Below are 9,353 nucleotides of genomic sequence, written 5' to 3'. Positions count from 1 at the left end.
TTTTTATAATTATTAATTTTTAATCTGTCCAAACTTTTGGGTGCAGTCTAAAAGTAACGCTTTTATATTAAAAACTATATTGTTGATATGCTACTATCGTCACTTCGAGTGATTTTCATTTTAAAAAAAAGAAAATAGTATCGAGAAGTTAGACGAATTTATATTTCCTCTTAGTTCTCGATAAAATTCTTATCAGAATCACACGAACTGACGAAATATATCTAATGTGCCTCTAACCAATTGGCACCAACACCAACTTCGGCAATCAACGGAACATCCATTTGCATCGCAGCTTCCATTGTTGATTTAATTAATTCAGAAACTTTTTCGATTTCATCTTTAGGTACATCAAAAATTAACTCATCATGCACTTGTAAAATCATTTTGGTTTGGTAATTTTTCTTTAATTCTTTTTGAATTTGAATCATCGCCATTTTTACAATATCCGCAGCAGTTCCCTGTATCGGTGCATTAACAGCATTTCTTTCTGCATGCGAGCGTACCACAGCATTTCTTGAGTTAATATCTTTCAAATAACGACGACGTCCCATCAATGTTTCTACAAAACCTTGATCGCGTGCAACCTCCACTTGTTTTTCGATATACGCTTTCAATGTTGGATAAGTTTCGTAATAAGCATCAATCAAAACTTTCGCTTCTTTACGCGAAATATTCGCTTGTTCTGCCAAACCAAAAGCCGAAACACCATAAATAATTCCAAAGTTTACAGTTTTCGCTTGACTACGTTGTTCACGAGTAACCTCATCTAATGCGACGTTAAATACTTTTGCTGCTGTAGATGCGTGAATATCTTCTCCTTGTTTGAAAGCTTCTACCATTGCAGGATCTTTTGACATTTGCGCAATCAAACGCAATTCGATCTGAGAATAATCGGCAGAAATAATCACATGATTTTCATCTCTCGCCACAAAAGCTTTACGAATTTGTTGTCCTTCTTCCGAACGAATCGGAATGTTTTGTAAATTCGGATTTACAGAAGACAAACGTCCTGTAGCTGCCACAGTTTGCGCATACGTTGTATGCACGCGACCCGTTTTTGGATTCACCAATTCTGGCAGCGCATCAATATAAGTTGATTTTAATTTTTGTAATTGACGATACTCTAAAATATCCTTAATAATTGGATGTTTATCTTTCAGTTTCGATAAGATCTCTTCTCCAGTTGCATATTGTCCAGTTTTGGTTTTCTTTGCTTTTGGATCTAATTTTAACTTATCGAACAATATTTCTCCTAATTGTTTTGGCGAATTAAGATTAAACTCTTCTCCAGCATCTTGGTGAATTTTTGTTTCTAATTCTCTTAATTTCGCTTCATGCTTTACAGAAAGTTCTTTCAAAAATGGAACATCTAAATTCACACCTTCCAATTCCATATCAGCCAAAACTTGCATCAACGGCATTTCAAGATCAGTGAACAATTTGTGTGTATTCGCTTTGATTAATTCTGGTTCGAAAAGATTTTTCAATTGATTCGTAATATCCGAATCTTCTACACCATATTCTGTTTGCTCCATCAACGGAACATCACGAAAATTCTTTTGATTTTTCCCTTTTTTTCCAATCAAGCTTTCGATTGAAACAGGTTGATAGCTCAAATAGGTTTCCGACAACACATCCATGTTATGACGCATATCTGGATTAATCAAATAATGTGCAATCATCGTATCAAAATTTTGACCATTTACAACAATGTCATATTTGTCTAAAACTTTGATATCATATTTTAAATTTTGACCAATTTTCGAAATAGTTTCGTCCTCAAAGAAAGGTTTAAATTCATTGATAATCGTTTTTGTTTCTTCAAAATCAGTAGAAAAAGGTATATAATATCCTTTTCCTTTTTCCCAAGAAAACGAAATTCCGACTAATTCTGCTTCCAATGCATCCAGTGAAGTCGTTTCTGTATCGAATGTCACTTCTTTTTGTTTCAGAATATTTCGCAACAAAATTTCACGACCTTTTTTTGTATCGATCAATTGATACAAATGATTGGTTGTTGAAATATCTGTGAATGCTGAATTTTGAGGAACAATTTCTTCATCCGAAGTAAAATCAAATAAGGATTGTTGTGCAGATTGATTAGAGTTTTCTTGACTTGCAATTGATATTTCTTCCTGTGCTTCCTTGATTATTCCAGATGCATCCAATCCATAAATTCTATAGACTGTTTCTAACATTCTACGGAATTCTAACTCTGTAAAAAGTTCAGTTATTTTTTCTATATCTGGCGGACAAACGGTTAAATCTTCTTCATCAAATTCAATTGGTGCATCCGTCAAAATTGTCGCTAATTTTTTGGAAAGAATTCCAAGTTCTTTATTTTCTTCAATTTTTTCTTTGGCTTTCCCTTTTAGTTTATCTGTATTCGCTAAAAGATTTTCCATCGATCCAAATTCTTTCAAATATTTACTTGCTGTTTTAGCTCCAACACCTGGTAATCCTGGAATGTTATCAACTGCATCACCCATCATTCCAAGATAATCAATCACTTGACTTGGGCTATCAATATCAAATTTTTCTTTGACTTCTTCTATTCCCCAAATCTCAACTCCTTTACCGTTTGCTGCAGGTCGGTACATTTTAATCTTATCTGTAACCAATTGTGCAAAATCCTTATCAGGCGTTACCATATAAGTTGTAAAACCTTCTTTCTCGGCTTTCTGTGCTAACGTCCCAATTACATCATCTGCTTCGTAACCTTGCGCATATAAAACAGGAATACAAAGTGCCTTTAATATTTCTTGAATATAAGGTACCGCATCTCTAATCGCTTCGGGTGTTTCATCACGATTTGCTTTATAATCTGCATAATCTACCGTACGTACAGTTGCTTCACCTACATCAAAAACAACGGCTAAATGTGTTGGTTGCTCACGACGAATAACATCGAACAATGAATTGGTAAATCCCATAATTGCTGATGTATTGAAACCTTTGGAATTGATTCGTGGATTTTTGATAAATGCGTAATAACCTCTAAAAATTAAGGCATAGGCATCTAACAAAAAAAGTCTTTTATCTAATTGATTCATTTAATAAGTTTTAAGTATTACGCCTAACGTTTTAAGTTCAACGATATTTTAATAAAAAAAACGTAGAACTTATCACGCACTACGTAAAACTAAAATTTAATATTCTGGTGCTAATTCGATCACCAAGCCATCCATTTCATCCGATAAATGTAACTGACAACCCAATCTTGAGTTTTCTTTTACATTAAAAGCTTCTGCTAACATTGCATCTTCATCTGGATTCATTTCTGGTAAAGAAATTTCTGGAGTTAAAACATAACATTGACATGAAGCACACATCGCCATTCCTCCACAAACGCCGATAGTTCCTTCTGGTGCTAATTCGTAAGCACGAACTAACTCCATTATATTCATATTCATATCTGTTGGTGCATCCACTTCGTGCGAAACACCTTCTCTGTCTATAATTGTTATTTTTATGTCTGCCATAATAGTTCTTTCAAGTAATACAAAAATACGGATTGTTTATCTTGAAAAAAAGAATATGCCTCATTGGTTAATATTTAATAATAATTTTAAATAAGTTTTGTTACGAAATCCGTATTTTGTCTACTAATTCTATAAAATTTTAAAAAATGAATGCACACGAAATAGATTATAAAATATATGGCGAAGAAATGCAATTCGTCGAAATTGAATTAGATCCACAAGAAACTGTTGTAGCTGAAGCAGGTAGTTTTATGATGATGGATGATGGCGTAAAAATGGAAACTATATTTGGTGATGGTTCGCAACAAAGTGGCGGAATTTTCGGAAAATTATTGAATGCTGGAAAACGTATGTTAACTGGAGAAGGTTTGTTTATGACGTCTTATACCAACTATGGACAAGGAAAAAAGAAAGCTTCATTTGCGGCACCATACCCAGGAAAAATTGTTCCGATTGATCTACCAGAAGTAAATGGTAAATTTATATGTCAGAAAGATGCTTTTCTTTGCGCGGCAAAAGGTGTTTCGGTTGGAATAGAATTCAACAAAAAATTAGGAACTGGTCTTTTTGGTGGCGAAGGATTTATCATGCAAAAGTTAGAAGGTGATGGAATGGCTTTTATTCATGCTGGAGGAACATTATATCGTCGTGTTTTACAAGCAGGAGAAGTTCTGAAAGTAGACACGGGTTGTATTGTAGGTTTTGAACAATCTGTACATTATGACATCGAATTTGTAGGCGGAATCAAGAATACTTTTTTTGGAGGAGAAGGTGTTTTCTTTGCAACATTAAGAGGTCCTGGAGTCGTCTATATTCAATCGTTACCTTTCAGTCGTTTGGCTGATCGTATTATCGCTCATGCACCTTCAGCTGGTGGTTCTTCTCAAGGTGAAGGCTCTATATTAGGAGGATTAGGAAGATTAATTGACGGTGATTAAATCAACTATTTATTAAACAGCTTACTAAATAATTTTCAACGTGAAACTCATTTTTTTATACAATATTTTTCTCATCATTATTTAATTTTTCACTAACTTTAATTAAATTAAAGTTCAGTTGAATAAATGCTTATTATTTATCATTCTTTTTTGTTCAAATTTAGTTTTTGGCCAAAATATAGTGTCATTTAGCAATGATCAATATAACGGAATTAATGGAGTTGTATTTTCTCCAACCAATTCCTACTTCAATCCAAATAAATGGGATGTAAATATTATTTCTGAGGATATTTTATTCAGAAATGATTACGCTTACATATCCGATCAAAATGTATTAGGTTTAATAAAAGGTGAAACAAAATCAGCCAATATCAAAGCTGGAATAAGAGGAGAAACACATTCTAACATTTTAGATTTCACAACTAAAAATACTATTTCTTATCATTTAGAAAATGACATTATGGGACCTTCCGTTTCTTTTAAAAAGAGAATTAATAATCAAACATTTCGATTTGGTATTTTTACTCGGCTTCGTACACAAGGTTCTATTAAAGATTTAGATAATTATTTTCGTTTTAGTAATCAGAATGAAATAGAACCAAAAAATTATGCGTTTGAACCTACAAATACAAATGCAATTAATTGGGCTGAATTAGGCGTAAATGTTGCGACAAATTTATACACAACAAACACTTCTGAAGTAATTATTGGTGCAAATATTAAATATCTTTTAGGTTTAGACGGCGCATATATCAAAAGTAAAAATGCAATAAAACTTGAAGCAGAACCAACTATAACAAGTACAACTGACAATCCTGATGCAGATATTTATGCTTCGAATTATGACATAGAAGCAGGATATTCAACTAACTATGATTTTGATCGCGATAAATACATTCTTCGCAATAGAGGAAATGGAATAGGAATAGATTTAGGAATTGCATTTGTGAATAGAAGAATAAATGACGAACTATATGATTTTAAATTTTCTGTCAATTTATTAGATGTTGGTTTGGTGAAATTCAGAGGCGACAACCATCATTTCTACAATCCTTCGCAAAGAGTTCAACTTCGTAACAATCCAAATTTAGATAGAGTTGATTTTGAAAGCATTGATCAATATTTAGGTATTTTGAGCAAAGAGGTTTATGGTGATGAAACACAATCTAAAACGGGAAATAATTTTTCAATCGGTTTACCAACGAGTTTACATCTTAATTTAAGTAAAAAAATCATCGAAAATCATTATTGGAATATCAATTGGATACAACGAGTTCCTGTATTTGAAAATAGTTTGAAAAGAACAAATGTTTTGCAAACGTCTTATACCATACAAAAAGATGGTTTTGGAATAGGTCCTTCTCTTTCTATCTATGATTACGAGAATGTAACCTTTGGTGGTTATGTAAGAATTGGACCGCTAATTTTGGGAAGTGACAATGCAATTCCAATCGTTTTTAAGCAGAAAAAATTGAATGCTGCCAACTTTTATTTTGGATTAAAATTTTATCCTTTTTGGGATAATGAAGCTAAAAGACGAAGTAGAGAAGAATGTTTTTGTGATTAATAAAAAAACCTTCTACACGATGTGTAAAAGGTTTAAAAAATATTTCTATAAAATTTTTATTTCATTTAATCAATTGCTTTAACAACTGCTTTTTCGGCTTCTTTACGTGTTCCGTCAAAACCATCTACACCAGAAACTGTTGTGTATTTTAACACAAATTTTTTACCTGGATTCATTCGATTGTAAACAGATTGACACATTAAAGTTGCTTCGTGGAAACCACATAAAATTAATTTCAATTTTCCTGGATAGGTATTAACGTCACCAATCGCATAAATTCCTTCGATATTTGTTTGATAATCTAATGCATTATTTACTTTGATCGCATTTTTCTCAATCTCCAATCCCCAATTCGCAATCGGTCCTAATTTTGGAGAAAGTCCAAATAATGGAATAAAATAATCTGTTTCAATTTCAAAAGTTTCACCTTCTTTTTCGATTACCAAATTTTCTACTTTTCCATCACCTTTTATTCCAGTAATTTCAGCAGGAGTTATTAGATTAATTTTACCCGCTTTTTTCAATTCAATAACCTTATCAACAGAATCTAATGCTCCACGGAATTCATTACGTCTGTGAACTAAAGTTACTTCTGCAGCAACATCAGCCAAGAAAATCGACCAATCCAAAGCAGAATCTCCTCCACCTGCAATCACAATTTTTTTGTCGCGAAACAATTCAGGAGTTTTTACAAAATACTCAACACCTTTCTCTTCATAGTCTGCAATGTTTTCAATCATTGGTTTACGAGGCTCAAAAGAACCTAATCCCCCAGCAATTGCAACCGCTTTTCCGTGAACTTGTGTTCCTTTATTAGTCGTCACAATGAACGTTCCGTCTTCTTGCTTATCAATTGTCGTTGCTTGCTCATTCAAAGTAAAACCTGGCTCAAATTGTTTAATTTGCTCCATCAAATTATCAATCAATTCACCTGCACCAACAGAAGGATAACCAGGAATATCAAAAATTGGTTTCTTAGGATACAATTCCGTTAATTGTCCTCCTGGTTGAGGAAGTGCATCAATAATATGACATCTCATTTTTAATAAACCTGCTTCGAAAACGGCAAAAAGCCCTGTAGGACCAGCCCCGATGATAACTATATCTGTTTGAATCATTTTTTAAGATTTTATTTAGAACGCTACTAAATTGAATGCAAATTTAATGAATTTGAATAGATTAATCGATGATTATCATCAGAAGTCCAATAATATTTAATGAAAATAAAAAAGACAAATTCAATTGTGAATTTGTCTTTGAAGTTGTAGCGAAGAGCAGAATCGAACTGCCGACCTCAGGGTTATGAATCCTGCGCTCTAACCATCTGAGCTACCTCGCCTTGTTTTTGGTGGTGCAAATATAAGAGGTTATTTTCGATTAAAACAAATCTTTTTTGAAATATTTTTAATAAAAAGTAGCATAAACAGGCTAATTAATTGAAATATTGAATGTTGTTTTCGTAATTATTTTAATAATATTTTGATTCATAAAAAATCCCCAAGAAAAACTTGAGGATTTTGGTGTTTATTTCAATTTCAATTTACGCTAAAGCATTTTTGATGCGTGTCATTGCTTCTCTCAATTCATCAACAGATGCTGCATACGACATACGTATACAATTTTTCGATCCGAAAGCAGAACCCGAAACAACTGCAACCTGTGCATATTCTAATAAATATAATGCTAAATCATCTGCATTGTTTATTGTTACGCCTTTATAGGTATTTCCGAAAGTTGCTGTCACATCTGGAAACAAATAAAAAGCTCCTTTTGGCTCGTTTACTTTAAATGTAGGAATTTCTTTTGCCCAACCTAACATCAATTCGCGACGCTCTGCAAAAGCTTCAACCATATATTGAACAGCGCTAGGATCTGATTCTAAAGCTGTAATCGCCGCACGTTGTGCAATAGAATTTGCTCCTGAAGTTACTTGACCTTGTAAGGTTTCGCAGGCTTTAGCCAACCAAGCTGGCGCTCCTATGAAACCAATTCTCCAACCTGTCATTGCAAATGCTTTTGCTAAACCATTTACAGTTACGGTTTGATTATATACTTCTGGAAAAGATGCAATCGAAACATTTTTCTCTCCATAAACAATGTGTTCATAAATTTCGTCCGAAATTATAATTATATCTGGATATTTCGCTAAAACCTCAGCCAAACCTTTTAATTCCTCTTTTGTATAAACAGATCCTGAAGGATTACATGGAGAAGAATAGATTATAGCTCGCGTTTTATCTGTAATTGCGGCTTCTAATTGCATTGGTGTAATTTTGAAATCAGCTTCTAAAGCGCCTTCTACAAAGACTGGTGTACCACCTGATAACTCGACAATATCAGAATAAGAAACCCAATAAGGTGTTGGAATAATCACTTCCATTCCCTCGTCTACAATCGCTTGCAATACATTATAAATAGATTGTTTCGCACCTGTAGAAACAACGATTTGATTAGGAGAATAGTCGATGTTATTATCACGCTTAAATTTCTTACAAATCGTTTCCTTCAAATCTGCATATCCAGCAATTGGAGGATAACCTGAATAATTTTCATCGATTGCCTTTTTTGCCGCATCCTTGATAAAATCTGGCGTATTGAAATCTGGTTCTCCAATACTTAAACTAATCACATCAATTCCTTGTGATTTTAATTCTCTTGCTTTTGCAGACATTGCAATTGTTGCAGATGGTTTCAAATTTTGTAAACGCTTTGAAAGTTGCATAATATTTGTGAGTTATTTGTAGTGTAACAATTTAATAATGCGAAGATACTTTATTCTCCGTATAATTTTGTTACTTTTAATCATTAAAAATCGATAATAAAACAAAAAATTATGGCTCAAATTACATTTAAAGGAAATCCAATTCATACGGGAGGAAGTTTACCAACAGTTGGTGAAAAAGCTCCAACTTTTGCTTTAACAGCTGGTGATTTAAGTGAAAAAACATTGGCTGATTACGCTGGAAAAAATGTTGTTTTAAATATTTTTCCAAGTGTTGACACTGGAGTTTGTGCACAATCTGTACGAACATTTAATCAAGAAGTTTCTTCTGCTCCAAATACGGTTGTTTTGTGTATTTCGAAAGATTTACCATTCGCTTTATCTCGTTTTTGTGCTGCCGAAGACTTAGAGAATGTTGAAACATTATCTGATTTCAAAAATGAAGAATTCGCAAATGCTTATGGTGTAAAAATGGTAGACGGACCGTTAAATGGTTTATTATCTCGTGCTGTTGTAGTTGTTAATCCAAATGGAGAAATAGCCTATACTGAACAAGTACCAGAAATTGGTCAAGAACCAGATTATCAACAGGCATTGGCAGCAATTAAATAATCAAAATACTTATAAACAAAAAGCGTTACTTT

7 protein-coding genes and 1 tRNA gene are annotated in these 9,353 nt (G+C 33.1%); 3 read left to right on the top strand and 5 right to left on the bottom strand.

Annotation, left to right across the window (positions count from 1 at the left end; all coding sequences use genetic code 11):
* Positions 1-221: 221 nt before the first annotated feature.
* Together polA and Q0616_RS11855 are read right to left on the bottom strand one after the other, a co-directional pair.
* Complete coding sequence (gene polA, locus Q0616_RS11860) at positions 222-3,053, bottom strand: DNA polymerase I (RefSeq protein WP_260541946.1); 2,832 nt, start codon at positions 3,051-3,053, stop codon at positions 222-224.
* Between the two features lie 96 nt (positions 3,054-3,149).
* On the bottom strand, positions 3,150-3,482 hold the full coding sequence (locus Q0616_RS11855; protein ID WP_171621814.1) for a 2Fe-2S iron-sulfur cluster-binding protein: 333 nt from the start codon (positions 3,480-3,482) through the stop codon (positions 3,150-3,152).
* 146 nt (positions 3,483-3,628) lie between these two features.
* Between Q0616_RS11855 and Q0616_RS11850 the strand changes: the two genes are divergently transcribed.
* Together Q0616_RS11850 and Q0616_RS11845 are read left to right on the top strand one after the other, a co-directional pair.
* On the top strand, positions 3,629-4,420 hold the full coding sequence (locus Q0616_RS11850; protein ID WP_171621813.1) for a TIGR00266 family protein: 792 nt from the start codon (positions 3,629-3,631) through the stop codon (positions 4,418-4,420).
* Between the two features lie 181 nt (positions 4,421-4,601).
* Complete coding sequence (locus Q0616_RS11845; protein WP_286484388.1) at positions 4,602-5,987, top strand: DUF5723 family protein; 1,386 nt, start codon at positions 4,602-4,604, stop codon at positions 5,985-5,987.
* Positions 5,988-6,052: 65 nt separating this feature from the next.
* Here Q0616_RS11845 and Q0616_RS11840 read toward each other — a convergent pair whose 3' ends face one another.
* From Q0616_RS11840 to Q0616_RS11830, 3 genes are all read right to left on the bottom strand, one after another.
* Positions 6,053-7,105, bottom strand: a complete 1,053-nt coding sequence (locus tag Q0616_RS11840; RefSeq protein ID WP_171621811.1) for an NAD(P)/FAD-dependent oxidoreductase — start codon at positions 7,103-7,105, stop codon at positions 6,053-6,055.
* A 147-nt stretch (positions 7,106-7,252) separates the two neighbouring features.
* A tRNA-Met gene (locus tag Q0616_RS11835) sits at positions 7,253-7,326 on the bottom strand.
* Between the two features lie 201 nt (positions 7,327-7,527).
* Positions 7,528-8,709: a pyridoxal phosphate-dependent aminotransferase gene (locus Q0616_RS11830; RefSeq protein ID WP_298777093.1), complete on the bottom strand. Its 1,182-nt coding sequence runs from the start codon at positions 8,707-8,709 to the stop codon at positions 7,528-7,530.
* Positions 8,710-8,820: 111 nt separating this feature from the next.
* Here Q0616_RS11830 and tpx point away from each other — a divergent pair, with 111 nt between their 5' ends.
* Complete coding sequence (gene tpx / locus Q0616_RS11825; protein ID WP_298777092.1) at positions 8,821-9,321, top strand: thiol peroxidase; 501 nt, start codon at positions 8,821-8,823, stop codon at positions 9,319-9,321.
* Positions 9,322-9,353 lie beyond the last annotated feature (32 nt).

It is taken from the genome of uncultured Empedobacter sp. (assembly GCF_937930195.1).
GTDB classification, from domain to species: Bacteria; Bacteroidota; Bacteroidia; order Flavobacteriales; family Weeksellaceae; genus Empedobacter; species Empedobacter stercoris.
This window is presented reverse-complemented; position numbering and strand designations above follow the sequence as displayed.